The organism is Ruegeria sp. D1(2025) (genome assembly GCF_056536425.1).
Window position 1 is genome coordinate 801880 of record NZ_JBQFPO010000001.1, and the last position, 15402, is coordinate 817281.

General features: G+C 58.3%; 15 protein-coding genes. 10 read left to right on the plus strand and 5 right to left on the minus strand.

Features of this window, described 5'->3' with window-relative positions:
* Positions 1-44: 44 nt before the first annotated feature.
* Positions 45-1220: a cytochrome P450 gene (locus tag ACR1XU_RS04100; RefSeq protein WP_480906430.1), complete on the plus strand. Its 1176-nt coding sequence runs from the start codon at positions 45-47 to the stop codon at positions 1218-1220.
* Positions 1221-1377: 157 nt separating this feature from the next.
* Here the strand turns inward: ACR1XU_RS04100 and ACR1XU_RS04105 are convergent, their stop codons facing one another.
* A complete protein-coding gene (locus tag ACR1XU_RS04105) occupies positions 1378-1857 on the minus strand; it encodes an Lrp/AsnC family transcriptional regulator (protein WP_170616790.1) in 480 nt (159 codons plus the stop codon).
* Positions 1858-2001: 144 nt separating this feature from the next.
* Here ACR1XU_RS04105 and cobA point away from each other — a divergent pair, with 144 nt between their 5' ends.
* The 8 genes from cobA to ACR1XU_RS04145 all read left to right on the plus strand — a co-directional run bounded on the left by cobA (position 2002) and on the right by ACR1XU_RS04145 (position 8977).
* Entirely contained in the window at positions 2002-2778 is a 777-nt protein-coding gene (gene cobA / locus ACR1XU_RS04110) for a uroporphyrinogen-III C-methyltransferase (protein WP_170676887.1), read from the plus strand.
* Entirely contained in the window at positions 2778-3092 is a 315-nt protein-coding gene (locus tag ACR1XU_RS04115; RefSeq protein ID WP_170676885.1) for a DUF2849 domain-containing protein, read from the plus strand. The genes cobA and ACR1XU_RS04115 overlap by 1 nt, the downstream gene beginning before the upstream one ends.
* A 66-nt stretch (positions 3093-3158) precedes the next feature.
* Positions 3159-4823 carry a nitrite/sulfite reductase gene (locus ACR1XU_RS04120; RefSeq protein ID WP_480906435.1) on the plus strand — a complete coding sequence of 555 codons (1665 nt, stop codon included), beginning with the start codon at positions 3159-3161 and terminating at the stop codon, positions 4821-4823.
* Positions 4813-5574, plus strand: coding sequence for a phosphoadenylyl-sulfate reductase (locus ACR1XU_RS04125; RefSeq protein ID WP_480906438.1), 762 nt, complete (start codon positions 4813-4815; stop codon positions 5572-5574). The genes ACR1XU_RS04120 and ACR1XU_RS04125 overlap by 11 nt, the downstream gene beginning before the upstream one ends.
* Positions 5571-5978 (plus strand): DUF934 domain-containing protein, encoded by a 408-nt coding sequence (locus ACR1XU_RS04130; protein WP_480906440.1) that lies wholly within the window; start codon positions 5571-5573, stop codon positions 5976-5978. Before ACR1XU_RS04125 ends, ACR1XU_RS04130 begins: the two co-directional genes overlap by 4 nt.
* Positions 5979-6086: 108 nt before the next feature.
* Entirely contained in the window at positions 6087-6920 is an 834-nt protein-coding gene (locus tag ACR1XU_RS04135) for a ferredoxin--NADP reductase (protein ID WP_170616777.1), read from the plus strand.
* A gap of 245 nt (positions 6921-7165) precedes the next feature.
* Positions 7166-7627, plus strand: a complete 462-nt coding sequence (gene infC / locus ACR1XU_RS04140) for a translation initiation factor IF-3 (RefSeq protein ID WP_321254933.1) — start codon at positions 7166-7168, stop codon at positions 7625-7627.
* A gap of 240 nt (positions 7628-7867) precedes the next feature.
* On the plus strand, positions 7868-8977 hold the full coding sequence (locus ACR1XU_RS04145; RefSeq protein WP_480906443.1) for an aromatic ring-hydroxylating oxygenase subunit alpha: 1110 nt from the start codon (positions 7868-7870) through the stop codon (positions 8975-8977).
* Between the two features lie 16 nt (positions 8978-8993).
* On the opposite strand, the gene ACR1XU_RS04150 is transcribed toward ACR1XU_RS04145, so the two are convergent.
* Both ACR1XU_RS04150 and ACR1XU_RS04155 read right to left on the minus strand, forming a co-directional pair.
* Positions 8994-10316 (minus strand): aspartate aminotransferase family protein, encoded by a 1323-nt coding sequence (locus ACR1XU_RS04150; RefSeq protein ID WP_170616773.1) that lies wholly within the window; start codon positions 10314-10316, stop codon positions 8994-8996.
* Positions 10313-11083: a beta-keto acid cleavage family enzyme gene (locus ACR1XU_RS04155; protein WP_480906446.1), complete on the minus strand. Its 771-nt coding sequence runs from the start codon at positions 11081-11083 to the stop codon at positions 10313-10315. The genes ACR1XU_RS04150 and ACR1XU_RS04155 overlap by 4 nt, the downstream gene beginning before the upstream one ends.
* Positions 11084-11180: 97 nt before the next feature.
* Between ACR1XU_RS04155 and ACR1XU_RS04160 the strand changes: the two genes are divergently transcribed.
* A complete protein-coding gene (locus tag ACR1XU_RS04160; protein ID WP_480906449.1) occupies positions 11181-12092 on the plus strand; it encodes a MurR/RpiR family transcriptional regulator in 912 nt (303 codons plus the stop codon).
* Between the two features lie 31 nt (positions 12093-12123).
* Here the strand turns inward: ACR1XU_RS04160 and ACR1XU_RS04165 are convergent, their stop codons facing one another.
* The gene (locus ACR1XU_RS04165; protein WP_480906452.1) at positions 12124-12915 is read right to left on the minus strand and encodes an FAD binding domain-containing protein; all 792 of its coding nucleotides are present in this window, start codon (positions 12913-12915) and stop codon (positions 12124-12126) included.
* Positions 12916-13010: 95 nt separating this feature from the next.
* Positions 13011-15371, minus strand: a complete 2361-nt coding sequence (locus ACR1XU_RS04170) for a xanthine dehydrogenase family protein molybdopterin-binding subunit (RefSeq protein WP_170806254.1) — start codon at positions 15369-15371, stop codon at positions 13011-13013.
* Positions 15372-15402 lie beyond the last annotated feature (31 nt).

Sequence of the window (15402 nt, forward strand, 5' to 3'; positions counted from 1 at the left end):
ATAGGGTCTTGCATTCGACGCGCCTCATGGCAAGTCTGCGCCGCATGAAGACGCTATTTCAATCGCCGGTCGAACTCGGTTTCGTGCAGAACCCCTACCCATTCTATGACGAGGCGCGCCAATACGGCGACCTTGTGTATTGGGGCGACTACAACAAAGTGGCCGCTGTTTCTTATCGCGCTGTGCAGGCCCTGCTGAAGGATCGGAGGTTTGGCCGAGAGGTTCCGGCAGAATTGCAAGAACCCGGGCCAGCCCATCTGGCGCCGTGGTTGAATGTCGAAGCGCATTCCTTACTTGAAGCTGAACCTCCACGGCACACGCGGCTGCGCGCCCTCGTCATGCGCGCCTTCACCACACGCTCAATCGCGTCCCTGGCGCCTTCGATCGAGCAGCTTTGCCACACCCTGATGGACCGGTTCCCCGCGACAGAGTTCGACCTTCTGGACGCCTATTGCACTCAGGTACCGGTCATTACGATTTGCCGTCTTCTGGGCGTCCCCGAGGACATGTCACCACAGTTGCTGCGATGGTCGCATGACATGGTCGCGATGTATCAGGCCAGCCGGAACCACCAGACCGGGGACAACGCGGCCCGGGCCGCACAGGAATTTACCGATTTTCTGACCCGCTACATCGAACAGCGCCGCAGCGATCCCCGCGACGATCTGATCACGCGCCTGATTGCGGCCGAAGAGGACGGAGAAAAACTGTCCCGCGACGAACTGGTTGCCACTTGCATCCTGTTGCTGAACGCCGGGCACGAGGCCACGGTTCACTCCCTGGGGAACGGGGTGAAAACCCTGTTGCAAACCGGATTCCGTCCACTTGCGCCCGACGATAACGATGCCGCCGTTGAAGAAATTCTGCGATATGATCCCCCACTGCACATGTTCACGCGTTATGCCTATGAGGATGTGGAGATCTTTGATCACCGCTTCAGCCGTGGCGATGAGGTTGCGCTGTTGCTGGGTGCCGCAAACCGCGACCCCGCGGTCTGGAATGCACCGAACACCTTCGATCCAACCCGGCCCATTGTCACAAACACCAGTTTCGGCGGCGGCCTGCACTTTTGCGTCGGCGCCCCGCTGGCCCGTCTCGAGATGCGCATCGCACTCCAGGTGTTGTTTCAGCGGGCGCCAGAACTACGACTGTCGGCACAGCCGGAATATTCGAACAGCTATCACTTTCATGGGCTTACTAGGCTTCTTGTTCACGTCTGAGTTCCAGCACACGCCGACTGAATAGCGCATAATGCGCTATGCCTCCGGCGGGAATATTTATAGCCAGATGAAATCGGATCCTTTATTCATCTGGCCCCAAATATCCCGGGGGAGACGCGTTCCAGCGCGGCGGGGGCAGCGCCCCCCCCCCACTTCGTTAACCAACAACCAGCGCACCCAGCGGCAGCATCGTCGTCGATTTGATCTCTTCCATCGACAAAAGAGCCGTGACGTTGTGCACCCGCACTTCCGAGATCAGGGTCTGATAAAAATCGTCATAGGCGCGGGCATTTCTGACGCGCACCTTGAGGATGTAATCGATGTCCCCCGCAAGGCGGTGCGCCTCCTGCACTTCTGGACGGTCCCGCAGCGCCTTTAGAAACTTACGCTGCCACTCCGCCTCATGTTCTGAAGTCCGGATTAGAACAAAGAACGTCGCCTCGAACCCCAGTGCCTCGGCATCCAGCAACACTGTCTGTTGACCAATGACCCCTGCACTTTTGAGTTTTCGGATTCGGTTCCAGACAGGTGTCTTGGAACTGCCGACCCTTGCAGCGATTTCATCCAGTGACTGACTGGCGTCGCGTTGCAGCTCGACCAGAATTTTCCGATCCGTATCATCAATCCGCACCGACATTCCAATTTCCTTCCATTTCCGGAACCAGCGTCCCAAAGCTCAGCCTGATTGGAACGTATGTTCTTATTTACTCGCCCATATGGCATTAATCCGGGAATATTTCCTATATTGAGGGTCAAGTCAAACACAGGTCGAGATCCTCAGATGCGGCAATCGCACACATATACGGATACAGGGCACGTCGATTTCGTCGGCGCAGGTCCGGGTGATCCGGAATTGCTGACGCTTAAGGCGCTGAACGCGTTTGAGCGTGCGGATATCGTTCTGCATGACCGCCTGATCAGCCCCGAAATTCTGGCGCTGGCCGGCAAGACCGCTGAACTGGTCGATGTTGGCAAGGCCGGCTTCGGACCCTCATGGAAACAGGAAGACATCGACGCATTATTGGTGGACTACGCACTGAAGGGTCAGCGTGTGGTCCGTCTGAAGTCGGGGGACCCCACTGTATTCGGGCGTCTGGACGAAGAAATCGAAGCGGTCGAGGCTGCAGGTGTTTCCTGGCAGATCATTCCCGGCATCACTGCCGCCTCTGCCGCTGTTGCTGGCATCGGTCAAAGCCTGACGCGCCGCGGTCGCAATTCCTCGGTGCGGTACCTGACGGGTCACGACATGAAGGGTTTTGCCGACCACGACTGGAATGCACTGGCGCGTCCCGGTTCCGTGGCTGCAATCTATATGGGCAAGAAATCCGCCCGTTTCATTCAGGGCCGTCTGATCATGCACGGTGCTGACCGCGCAACCCCTGTCACCATCGTCGAAAACGCGTCGCGCCCAGGCCAAAGGGTGCTGTCCACGACGCTGGACCAATTGCCCACCGATCTGCATGCCGCCGCAATGGACGGCCCCGCACTGACCCTTTATGGCCTCGCACCGCGCCGTGCAGCCGAGGCCCTGACCGAATTCAACAAGGAGCTTGCCTGATGGCCCGCGCTTTTACACCCAAAGTGGTTACAGCCAACGACCTGCTGGAAGGAGACGTCATTTATCTGACCGAAGACGATCGCTGGTCACGCGATCTGTCCGAGGCTGAACTGATTACTGACGAAGCTCACGCACAGGTGCGTCTGCTGGATGCCGCACGTCAGGCGAATACCATCGTTGGCGCATATCTGGCCGACGCGGTCGCTGGCAAACGCGGCCCCGAGCCCACTCATTTTCGGGAAGACTTCCGCCGGACTGGTCCGTCCAACTATGCCCACGGCAAACAGGAAACTTCCCCGCAGCCCCGGGCCTGACCTCTGGCCCCTCACTCTCCCCTACAAGGCCCCAAGGTTCGGGGCTGCAACTAAGGACAGCTAATCATGTATCGCTACTCCGAGTTCGACACAGCATTTTTGGCAGAACGCAACGCGCAGTTCCGCGCGCAGGTCGAGCGTCGCATCGACGGCTCGCTCACCGAAGACGAATTCAAACCCCTGCGCCTGATGAACGGCCTGTATCTGCAACTGCACGCCTACATGCTGCGCGTAGCGATCCCTTACGGGACGCTGAACAGCGCTCAGATGCGTCAGCTGGCCCTACTGGCCGAAAAGTGGGACAAGGGCTATGGCCACTTCACCACCCGTCAGAACATCCAGTACAACTGGCCGAAACTGAATGACGTGCCGGATATGCTGGACGCGCTGGCCGAGGTTGGGATGCACGCCATTCAGACCTCGGGCAACACCATCCGCAACGTGACCGCCGACCATTTCGCCGGTGCCGCCGCGGATGAGGTCGCCGACCCGCGCCCCTATGCGGAACTGCTGCGTCAGTGGTCCACCGACCACCCGGAATTCCAGTTCATGCCGCGTAAGTTCAAGATCGCCATCACCGGCTCGGAAAACGACCGCGCCGTGATTAAGGCGCATGACATCGGCCTGCAACTGGTCGAGCGTGACGGCGTTCTGGGGGCTCGTGTCATCGTGGGTGGCGGTCTGGGCCGTACGCCAATGATTGGCAAGGAACTGTCCGAATTCGTCGCCTTTGACGACCTGCTGGCTTATCTCGAAGCCACCGTTTCCGTGTGGAACCAGATCGGCCGCCGCGACAACAAATACAAGGCGCGCATCAAGATCACCGTGCATGAGCATGGCATCGACGCCATCCGTGCCAAGGTGAATGAGCGCTTCCTGAAGGTTCGCCCGCAGTTCAAAGGCGCGGACATGTCGCTGCTGGACGAAATCAAAACCCACTTCGCTGCCCCTGCCTTCCGAGAGGGTTCGGTTGCGTCGTTTGAATCCGCCTACACCAACGATCCGGTCTTCCGCTCGTGGGTCGATACCAACATCGCGTCGCACAAGAACGCAGACCACGCGATTGTCACGATCTCGATCAAGAAACACGGCCAGACGCCGGGTGATGCTACTGCCGAGCAGATGCGCGTGATGGCCGACCTGGCCGAAGAGTTCGCCTATGACGAGCTGCGCATCAGCCATGAGCAGAACGTGATCCTGCCGCATGTCCATAAATCGGACCTGCCTGCGATCCATGCGAAGCTGAAGCAATACGAACTGGCAACCGCCAATATCGGCCTGATCAGCGACATCATCGCCTGCCCCGGCATGGACTACTGTGCGCTGGCGACGGCTCGTTCCATCCCGGTTGCGCAAGAGATTGCAACCCGCTTCGACGAGTTGAAGCTCGAGCATGATATCGGCCACCTGAAGATCAAGATCTCGGGCTGCATCAACGCTTGTGGTCACCACCACGTGGGTCATATTGGCATCCTGGGTTTGGATCGTGCCGGCGTCGAAAACTACCAGATCACTCTGGGCGGTGATGCCACCGAAAGCGCGGCCATCGGCGATCGCACTGGTCCGGGCTTTGCTTACGATGAGATCGTCCCCGCCGTGGAACGCATCGTTGAAACCTACTTGAACCAGCGTGAAAGCGCAGAGGAGACGTTCCTGGAAACATACCGCCGCGTTGGCATGGCGCCGTTCAAGGCGGCGCTTTACCCCGAGGCACAGGCCAATGCCGCTTGACCTGATCCAGACGGAACTGGGTAAAGACCGAAGTGAACTGACTGAACGGGTCGAGGACCTCAACGCCCGATTCCGCCACCACAGTGCACACGACGTGATGCATGGCGCGATTGAAGAGATCGATGAGCTTGCCCTCGTGTCAAGCTTTGGGGCGGAATCGGTGGTGTTGCTGCACATGGCGGCTGTTGTCGACAAGGCAACGCCCGTCCTGTTCATCGACACTCAGATGCTGTTCACCGAAACGCTTGAATACCAGCAGGAGGTCAGCGAGCGTCTTGGCCTGAGAAACGTTCGGATCATCAGGGCGGATGATGAAGACGTCCAGCGCGATGACCCCTATGGCGCCTTGCGCCGGCGCGACACGGATGCGTGCTGCAACCTGCGCAAGACATTCCCGCTGCAAAAGGCTCTTATGGGCTATTGCGGCTGGATCACCGGGCGCAAAAGGTTTCAGGCCGGCACCCGCGCCGCGCTCGACTTTTTCGAGGTCGAGGACGGAACAGGCCGGATCAAGGTCAACCCGCTGGCACATTGGGCACCCGAAGATGTGCGCGCCTACATGGACGAAAACCGCCTGCCCCGGCATCCCCTGGTGGCAAAAGGATATCCCTCAATCGGCTGTGCGCCCTGCACCTCGCCGATCAAAGAGGGCGAAGACCCCCGCGCCGGACGCTGGCGCGATCAGAACAAGGAAGAATGCGGCATCCATTTTGTCGACGGCAAGATGGTGCGTGTTGGAGAAAAGCAATGAATGTAATCGTAACGGATCAGGGATTTTCCCCTGATGATTGGACCGACGGCTTTGTTTCGCTGGATGATGCCGCCAATGACGTGGTTGCCCTGGATGTAAGTTCAGACACCGACCCGGATGAAATCTACGATCGCCTTGGCCGAGCCGAACTGGTGCGGGTCGATTTCCCGTCCTTCGCAGATGGCCGCGGCTTTACCATCGCCCGCACCCTGCGACTGAAAGGCTATGCCGGGCGTCTGCGCGCCAAGGGGCACGTTCTGGCAGACCAATACGCCATGGCCCGGCGCAGTGGCTTTGACGAGGTCGAGATTGATGATGGCCTTGCCACCCGTCAGCCCGAAGATCAGTGGCTTGCCCGCGCCAACTGGAAAGAGAACAACTATCAGGCCCGCCTGCGCGGTTAAGGCCGCACATCGCCAGCTTGTGACAGAAAGGGGGCAATCTGTCCCCTTTTCCTGACTTGGATCAACGATTAAACGGAGATGTCGGTTTAGCAGACCGGCAGATAAACGATGACAGAGATGAAGCCCGTGAGCGAAGTAACTGCCGTAAAGGCCCCCGTCCTGCCGGACGCGCAAACTGTAATTGACGTGAAACACTGGACCGACAGCCTGTTTTCTTTCAAGGTGTCGCGCCCTGCCTCGCTGCGGTTCCGTTCGGGCGAATTCGTGATGATCGGGTTGTTGGGCGATAACGGAAAGCCGCTGCTGCGCGCCTATTCCATCGCCTCGCCTTCGTGGGACGAGGAACTCGAGTTCTACTCGATCAAGGTGCAGGACGGTCCGCTGACCTCGAAGCTGCAACACATCAAACCCGGCGACCAGATCATCCTTCGCCCCAAGCCCGTTGGTACCCTGGTGCACGACGCGCTGCTGCCCGGCAAACGCCTGTGGTTCTTTGCCACCGGTACCGGTTTCGCACCCTTCGCTTCGCTGCTGCGCGAGCCGCAGACCTATGAGGATTATGATGAAGTCATCATCACGCACACCTGCCGTGAAGTGGCTGAACTGGAGTACGGCCGCCAGCTGATCGAAAGCATCCGCCAGGACGAACTGCTGGCCGAACTGATCGGCGAAGGTTTTGCAGACAAGATCCGCTACTACCCGACCACCACCCGGGAAGAGAGCCCCAAGATGGGCCGCATCACCAACCTGCTGAAAGACGGCACCGTATTTGCCGATCTGGGCATCGATGGCGGAATCAAACCCGAAACCGACCGCGCGATGGTTTGCGGCAGCCTGGCATTCAACCTGGATATCAAGGAAATTCTGGAAGAGTTCGGACTGCGCGAAGGCGCAAATTCCGACCCCAAGGAATTCGTCATCGAAAAAGCCTTTGTCGGCTGATCTTTGGAGCTGGCCGGGTAATTGACAACCCGGCCAGCTCAATCCCGCCAACAAAGGCGGGTTTTTCGTGTTTTCCGGCCTTTATGCTGCTTGAAACGCCTTTCGCACCGGTCTAAATTCCGGTCTCGAAATTCTGCAATCATCAAAGGAATGAACCCATAGCCCGCAGACCCCACAACGCGCCGCCGCAGAGAGACACCGGACCGCGCGTCAATGAAAAGATCCGTGCCCCTGAAATCCGCCTGATCGGCGCTGACGGTGATAACGTAGGGGTGGTTCATCCCGCCAAAGCTATGCAGATGGCCGCTGATGCCGGACTTGATCTGGTCGAGATCTCTCCCAATGCCAATCCTCCGGTTTGCAAAATCATGGATTTCGGCAAGTTCAAGTACGAACAGCAGAAACGCGAAAGCGAAGCCCGCAAGAAGCAGAAAATCATCGAGGTGAAAGAGGTCAAGTTCCGGCCCAACACCGACACGCATGATTACGACGTCAAGATGAAGAACGTCGTCAAGTTTCTGGAAAAGGGCGACAAGGTCAAAGTCACCCTGCGCTTCCGTGGCCGTGAGATGGCGCACCAGAACCTGGGTCGCGAACTGTTGGAGCGTGTTGCCGAAGACATCAAGGAAATCGGCAAGGTCGAGAACATGCCGAAGATGGAAGGCCGTCAGATGATCATGATGATCGGCCCGCTTCCGCAGAAATAAGCCTTGCAAATAACCAATTCCGAACCCTGTCAGAGTTGCTCTGGCAGGGTTTTTTTGTTCACCAAAAATTCAATCCTCGCGATTTGTATACACCTGTCCCCGTCCGCACATCTTAGAGGTCTGAAAGCGACCATGGGTCGATTTCAGGCACTCTGATTTCGACGGCGCGCTGGCGAAAACTGGAATGCGCGGAATCGCAATGCGGTTAAGCGTGAGATGCCGGATAAAGGGGAGGTAAAGATGGGTGAAATGTCATTCGCGGGCGGCGTTTATCAATCGCTGCCGACGCAGACCTATTGCGATGAGGCTGTTTTTTCCCAGGAACGCACCCGGATATTCAGGCGGTCCTGGCATTTGGTAGGCCATGTGACCGACATCCCCAACTTCGGTAACTATGTTGTCGAAGACATCAGCGGCGTCTCAGTGATCGTGATTCGGGGCCAGGACGGCGAAATCCGCGCCTTTTACAACGTCTGCGTTCATCGCGGCCATGAATTGCTGAATGGCAAGGGTTGCACCAAAAAGATGACGTGCCCCTATCACGCATGGACCTATGACACGACCGGACAATTGCGTGCCGCGCCGAATGCCACCGCGTTTCCGGGCTTTGACAAAAGCCGGTACCAGCTGCGCCCGGTTCAGGTTGAACTGTTCTTCGGGCTGATTCTGCTGAACCTGGACCCGGACGCCCGGCCAATGGCCGAACTAGCCGAAAGCGCGCTTGGCGAAATCGCTGAATACGCGCCCAACCTTCCCACCTATAAACGCGCGGACCGGACGGAACGGTTGGCCAGCGCGAACTGGAAAGTGGTCGCCGAGAATTTCAACGAATGCTATCACTGCGCTGTGGTTCACAAGACTCTGACAACTGGTGTGGTCGATCCGGATCAATACCGGACACGCGGCCATGATTACGGCATTCGCCATGCCAGCCCGGCCCGCCCGGACAGTCAGAAATCCTACAGCTATGTCGCCGACCCCGAGGCGCGCACGGACAAGTTCCTGACATGGTGGTTCTTTCCGCTTTTTGCCCTGCAAGTTTACCCCGGCGGGATCGTTAACACCTATCGCTGGACCCCGGTCAGTGTGAACAAAACAAAGATCGAAGTTGACTGGTGGCTGCCCGAATCCGAACAGAACGCCGTTGAACAAGAGATCATCCTGCAACACCGCAACACCACCTTTGCCGAAGATGGACCGATTGTGGATTCGGTTCAAAAAGGGTTGGAAAGTGGCGCGATCGGGTTTGGGGCACTGGTGGTCGATGACGCGTGTTCATCGCAATCAGAACACCCGATCATGGCGTTCAATGCGCATTACCAGAGAGCCATGGAAGGCACGGCCCTCTGAGAATTCTCTGACTTGATCAGGCCGGCAGCGAAACCTGGATGGCTTTGCTTAGTTTTGCGACCAGTTCATCAATCTGCTCGTCCTCGATGATAAAGGGTGGTGCCAGCAGGACGTGGTCACCTTTCCTACCGTCGCGCGTTCCGGACATTGGGTAACAGATCAGCCCTTCGGCCAAAGCGGCCTTCTTGATCTTTCCCGCGACACCCAGCGCAGGGTCAAAAGGCGTACGGCTTTCCCGATCAGCCACCAGTTCCACCCCGCGGAACAACCCCCGGCCGCGGATATCGCCAATATTCGGATGCTGTCCAAACGCAGCCTCAAGCGCTGATTGCAGCTTTTCACCCATCACGCCAGCTCGGGTCGGCAAATCGCGGTTAGTCAGCTCCCTTACAACAGCCAAGGCAGCAGCCGTCGCAACCGGGTGCCCGATATAGGTGTGTCCATGCTGAAAGAACCCGGACCCATCCCGGATCGCATCATAAATTGCACCGGAACACAGCATCGCACCGATCGGCTGATACCCCGCGCCCAAACCCTTGGCGATGCACAGGATGTCCGGCGCCACACCATCGTGGTTGCAGGCAAACAGATGCCCTGTCCGGCCCATGCCACACATCACTTCGTCCAGAATCAACAACACGCCGTACTTGTCGCAGATCTCGCGAATGCGTTTGAAATACCCCTCAACCGCCGGAACTGCCCCCAATGTCGCGCCAACAACCGGTTCTGCCATGAAAGCCATCACGGTATCGGGACCAAGCCGCAGAATCTCGGTTTCCAACTCATTGGCGACGCGCTGACCATAGTCAAAGCTACTCTCGCCATCGGGCTTTTCAGCGTATTCGAAACAGGGCGCGATATGGGTCATCTCGATCAGCATCGGCGCGAACTGCGCCCGCCGCCACGCGTTTCCACCTGCCGACAACGCACCCAGAGTGTTGCCGTGATAGCTCTGCCGTCTAGCGATCACATGCCGGCGTTCCGGCTGACCGATTTCAAGATAATACTGGCGCGCCAGCTTGATCGCGGCTTCGGTGGCCTCAGACCCCCCGGAAACGAAGTACACCCGGTCCAGATCACCCGGCGCGTGTTCGATCAGCAAATCCGCCAATTCCTCTGCCGGTTCCGAGGTCATGAAGCCTGTATGGGCAAAGGCGATCTTTTCAACCTGTTCCTGTACCGCCTTGATCACGGCCGGGTTGGAGTGCCCCAGACAGGAAACCGCCGCATCCCCGCAATCCAGATAGCGCCGCCCGTCAGCGTCAATCAGGTAACATCCGTCACCGCCTGCTGCGACCGGCAGTTCGGCCTTGGTGTGACGTGGAAATACATGGCTCATATCAAAATCCTCTCAATTTTTGCGACCAGCGCTGCTACCGATGCCGCATTGTCTGTCCATGTTCGACCTTGTGCGTCGGTCAGGCTGTTTTCGAAACCAACCCGCACATCACCGCCTCGCTTTGCGGCTTCGGCAAGGCACATATGTTCCTGCTTCCCAAAGGCGCAGATCATCCACGGCGCCGGATTTTGCGGGAAACCATCAATATCTTCAGGTGTCGATTCTCCACCTGTTGTGTAGCGGCCCAGAACCAGCAGGCGATCCGCCTGCTCTTGTCGCACAATCCCTTTGTCCCGCCACTGATCCAGCAAAGCGGCATCTTCTGCATCATAAAGGATGTGCTGAACCCGTGTACCCTGTTCCGCACAAAGTCCATATAGCCGTGCCGCAAGCTCCGGCGCGCGGGCAGTTTCACGGACGGAAATCGAAGCCCAGCCAGGGTTGACCTGCTTCACACATTCAAACTGCGCCGCGACATCAAAAACGCCCGCGGCCTCGGTTGTGATCTGAATGTCCATCTCCGGCACAGTGCGGCTCAACTCGGCAATCGCTTCTCGGTATCGCCCAGCATCCAAAGAATGGGCACCTTGGTCGTCACGGACATGCAAATGCAGCCCCTGTGCACCGGCATCAAAACACGATTGGGCCGTCGCCAATATTTCATCCAGCGAAACAGGCAGCTTCGGATGATCAATGTGACTACGCCGCGCGCCATTGGGCGCGACCATTACGTAAGGTCTGGATGATTCATTTTCCGGACGTTGCATTCCCTGCTCCAACCCCAGCCGCATTCCTGCACCCCATTTACTTGCCGACCGCGTGTTTTCAACTTGCCATTTTCATAACATATGTTTTTCTAGGAACATGCCGGAATCTCCAACCCAACTGACCAGCCGCCTTCGCCGCACCATCGATGACCTGCCGACACAGCTTCAGGCAGCCGCAAAATACATTATCGATCATCCGGCAGATTTCGGTATCGACCCGGTTCGAGTTACCGCCCAAAAGATCGGCGTCAGTTCCAACGTTCTGGTCCGATTGGCACAGAGGCTGGGCTTTGACGGGTTTGACGCCTTTCGTCAGCCATTTCGGCACGCTCTGGCCACAGACCGAGAGGAACAGCTGGGACAGGACTGGCTGTCCAGCCTCAGACAAGAAGGGCAATTCGCTACGGCTCAATCCCAATTCGCACGGAATGAGTTGAACGTCGTCACCCGCTCGTTGCGGCAGATAGACCCCAAGAAAATGCAGATGGCCACGGATATCATATCCAATGCAAAGCGTTGCTTTGTGACGGCCACACGGGCCAGCCATGCACTGGCCTCGTATTTTTGCTACGCCGGACGCATGGCACAACCCGGAATGCAGCTTATCCCTCGGCAAATGGGCTCCGCGATTGATGATCTGATCGAAGGGGACACGCAGGATTGTCTGTTCGCAATCACGGCCCAGCCTTATTCAGCGGACACGATTCAGGCCATGCGGTATGCCCGCGACATGGGAATGAAGATCATACTTTTGTCGGACAGTGACGTCATCGCCCCGGGCGTCAAACCCGACGTTGTACTGGCAGTCAGCACCCGATCCCTGCACCACTTCTCAAGCTTTTCGGGCGCAATGGCCGTTCTGGAATGCTTGCTTGGTCATCTCTTTGACGCCGGCGGCGACGCCGCACGAATTCGCGTGGAAGAATATCAGAAGGCTCGTGAGGAAACCGGCGCGTACTGGCGCCCTTCAAAGCCGCCCAGAGTGCGTCAAAAGATCAACCCCCGGTAAATCCGGGGGTTGCCCCTGTTCATAGCGCTGTTTACATCGTCGCTTCGACAGCCCGTCTGGTCATCACGTTGACCAGATGTGCGCGATACTCCTTGCTGCCATGCAAGTCCCCAATCATGTTCGCGGGATTGACCCTCAGATCCATCAACGCATCCGGCCGGAACTCTTTGTTCAGGGCCTGCTCAGCCTCACCCCATCGAAACACGCCATCTTCGCTGGCCCCGGTTACGGCAATCCGAACACCGTCAGCGAAACGGGCAAGAAACACACCCACCAACGCAAAACGCGACGCCGGTTGCAGAAACTTCTGGTAACTCGCCGCCTGTGGCACCGGAAAGCGGACAGACGTAATGATTTCACCCTCATCCAGCGCAGTGGTGAACATGCCCTGAAAAAAGTCATCTGCCGCAATCTGGCGTGTATTGGTAACGATGGTCGCACCTGATCCCAGAACACCCGCAGGATAACAGGCTGCAGGATCATTGTTTGCCACCGACCCGCCAATTGTACCGCGGTTTCGCACTGCCGGATCGCCGATCTGACCAGCCAGCGCCGCCAGTGCCGGGTACGACCCCGCCGCATCACGCGCCACCGAGGCATGAGTCGTCGCCCCACCGATCGCAACCGAGCCATCGTCTTCAATGCAAACACCCTTCATCTCGGCAATTCCGCTCAGGGATACCAGGGATGACGGCGCCGCCAGTCGCTGTTTCAGCGTCGGGATAAGGGTCTGCCCTCCTCCCAACGCTTGTGCATCCTCGGCCGCCAACGCGGCAACCGCATCGGCTAAGGTCGAGGGTTTTTCAAACTCGAAACTGTACATTTCGCTTTTCCTTTCCGAAGGGTGTTTCCCGGCCCTTCATCTTTTTGGAAATACTCCGGGGGTCCGGGGGCTGGCCCCCGGTCCACCCTCTCAACTCAGCCGTTCATAGCTGCCCAGACGCGCGACGGGCTGACCGGCATATCGATGTGGTCCACCGCCTTGCCGCCCGAATTCAGCGCATCCAGCACCGCATTGACAACTGCCGGCGGCGATCCGATCGCGCCCGCTTCGCCACAGCCCTTCACACCCAATGGGTTATGCGTGCACGGCGTCTGGCTGGAATGGTCGACACCATAGAATGGCACATCATCGGCACGCGGCATGGCGTAATCCATGAAGGACGCACTCAGCAACTGGCCATTCTCGTCATAGGCGCAGTTCTCCAGCAGGGCCTGACCGATGCCCTGACCGATACCGCCATGGACCTGGCCGTCAACGATCATCGGATTGACGATATTGCCAAAATCATCCGCGGCCGTGAATTTCTCGATGCTGACCTGACCGGTGTCCGGATCAACCTCGACCTCACAGGCATAAGCACCTGCCGGGAAGGTGAAATTGGCAGGGTCATAGAAGGCGGTTTCCTCAAGCCCCGGCTCGACCTCCAGCGGATAGTTGTGCGGGACATATGCCGTCAGGGTCACATCCCCCCAGGCAACCGATTTATCGGTGCCCGCGACACTGAACTGACCATCCTTCAGCTCGATATCGGCCTCGGACGCTTCAAGCAGATGTGCAGCGATCTTTTTCGCCTTATCGATCACCTTCTCGGTCGCCTTGACCATGGCCGACCCACAGACCGCCAGCGAACGAGAGCCGTAAGTGCCCATCCCGAACGGGATCTTGGACGTATCCCCATGCACGATCTCGACCATCGACTCGTCGATGCCGATCATGTCCGCCACCACCTGCGGGAAGGCGGTTTCATGCCCCTGCCCGTGGCTGTGCGCACCGACCATGACGCTGATCGACCCAGTCGCGTTCACGCGCACCGTCGCAGCGTCATAGAGACCCGCGCGGGCCCCCAGCATCCCAACGATGTTAGAGGGCGCGATGCCACAGGCCTCGATATAGCAGTTGATCCCAAGACCGCGTAGCTTGCCTTTGGCCTCACTCGCCGACCGACGTGCAGCAAAGCCCGCCAAATCGGCAGCAGCCTCAAGCTTGTCCATCGTCCCGTTGTAGTTTCCAGTGTCATAAGTCAGCGCCACCGGCGTGTCATAGGGGAACTGAGTGATGAAGTTCTGACGGCGCAGTGCAATCGGATCGACGCCCAGCTCACGTGCGGCCTTGTCCACGACGCGCTCCAACTGGAAGGTCGCCTCGGGGCGGCCTGCACCGCGATAGGCATCCACCGGCACCGTGTTGGTGAACATCGCTTTCACGTTTACCTGAATGACCGGCGTCTTGTAGTTGCCCGCCATCAGTGTGCCGTGCAGCCAGGTCGGAACCGAGCTGGAGAAGGTCGACAGATACGCGCCCAGATTGGCATAGGTGTTGGTCCGCAGGCCGACAAAATTATTGTCCGCATCCAGCGCCAGCTCGATCTTGCTGACGTGATCCCGACCCTGCGCATCCGACATGAATGCCTCGGACCGGCTGGCGGTCCACTTGACCGGACGCCCGCAGGCTTTTGCCGCAAAGGTACAGAACGCTTCTTCGGCATAGTGGAAGATCTTGGTGCCAAAGCCGCCACCCACATCCGGGGCCACCACGCGGACCTTGTGTTCGGGCAGACCCAAAACAAAGGCACACATCAGCAGACGGATCACGTGCGGGTTCTGCGACGTCGTGTACAGAGTATACTCTTCGGTCGCGCGGCTGTACTCGGCCACGGCCACGCGCGGCTCCATCGGGTTGGCGACCAGACGGTTGTTGACCAGATCCAGCGAGGTCACATGAGCCGCGTTGGCAAAGACCTCGTTGACCTTGGCGTCGTCCGCTTCGCCCAGCTGCCAGTCATAGCAGATGTTGTTCTTGAGGTCGTCATGAACCAGCGTCGCGCCATCTTGCGCTGCGGCCTTCATATCCATGACGGCTGGCAATTCATCGATATCCACGTCGATTGCCTCGGCCGCGTCGCGCGCCTGTTCAAGGCTATCGGCCACAACGGCGGCGATGGGATCGCCAACGTGACGCACTTTGCCCTGCGCCAGAATGGGGTGCGGCGGCTCCTGCATGGGTGCGCCGTGTTTGTCGGTGACTTCCCAGCCGCAGGGCATCCCGCCCACGCCCTCGAAGTCCTTACCGGTGAACACTTTGACCACACCTGGCATGGCTTCCGCCGCAGATGTGTCTATGGATTTGATCCGGCCATGTGCGATGTCGGACCGCAGAAAATGTACATAGGCCTGACCACGTACGTTGATGTCGTCGGTGTAATTGCCCGCTCCGGTCAGAAAGCGCACGTCCTCGCGCCGCTTGGAACTGGCTCCGATGCCACTGTCTTTGGGCATTGCTTGTTCTCCTCCCTGGGAAAGAATTTTC

Coding starts and splice junctions, on each gene's coding strand:
- cobA (WP_170676887.1), top strand. CDS start 2,002: ATGCGGCAATCGCACACATATACGGATACAGGGCACGTCGATTTCGTC.
- ACR1XU_RS04145 (WP_480906443.1), top strand. CDS start 7,868: ATGGGTGAAATGTCATTCGCGGGCGGCGTTTATCAATCGCTGCCGACG.
- ACR1XU_RS04160 (WP_480906449.1), top strand. CDS start 11,181: ATGCCGGAATCTCCAACCCAACTGACCAGCCGCCTTCGCCGCACCATC.
- ACR1XU_RS04100 (WP_480906430.1), top strand. CDS start 45: ATGAAGACGCTATTTCAATCGCCGGTCGAACTCGGTTTCGTGCAGAAC.
- ACR1XU_RS04130 (WP_480906440.1), top strand. CDS start 5,571: ATGAATGTAATCGTAACGGATCAGGGATTTTCCCCTGATGATTGGACC.
- ACR1XU_RS04155 (WP_480906446.1), bottom strand. CDS start 11,083: ATGCAACGTCCGGAAAATGAATCATCCAGACCTTACGTAATGGTCGCG.
- ACR1XU_RS04105 (WP_170616790.1), bottom strand. CDS start 1,857: ATGTCGGTGCGGATTGATGATACGGATCGGAAAATTCTGGTCGAGCTG.
- ACR1XU_RS04135 (WP_170616777.1), top strand. CDS start 6,087: ATGACAGAGATGAAGCCCGTGAGCGAAGTAACTGCCGTAAAGGCCCCC.
- ACR1XU_RS04125 (WP_480906438.1), top strand. CDS start 4,813: ATGCCGCTTGACCTGATCCAGACGGAACTGGGTAAAGACCGAAGTGAA.
- ACR1XU_RS04115 (WP_170676885.1), top strand. CDS start 2,778: ATGGCCCGCGCTTTTACACCCAAAGTGGTTACAGCCAACGACCTGCTG.
- ACR1XU_RS04165 (WP_480906452.1), bottom strand. CDS start 12,915: ATGTACAGTTTCGAGTTTGAAAAACCCTCGACCTTAGCCGATGCGGTT.
- ACR1XU_RS04150 (WP_170616773.1), bottom strand. CDS start 10,316: ATGAGCCATGTATTTCCACGTCACACCAAGGCCGAACTGCCGGTCGCA.
- ACR1XU_RS04170 (WP_170806254.1), bottom strand. CDS start 15,371: ATGCCCAAAGACAGTGGCATCGGAGCCAGTTCCAAGCGGCGCGAGGAC.
- ACR1XU_RS04120 (WP_480906435.1), top strand. CDS start 3,159: ATGTATCGCTACTCCGAGTTCGACACAGCATTTTTGGCAGAACGCAAC.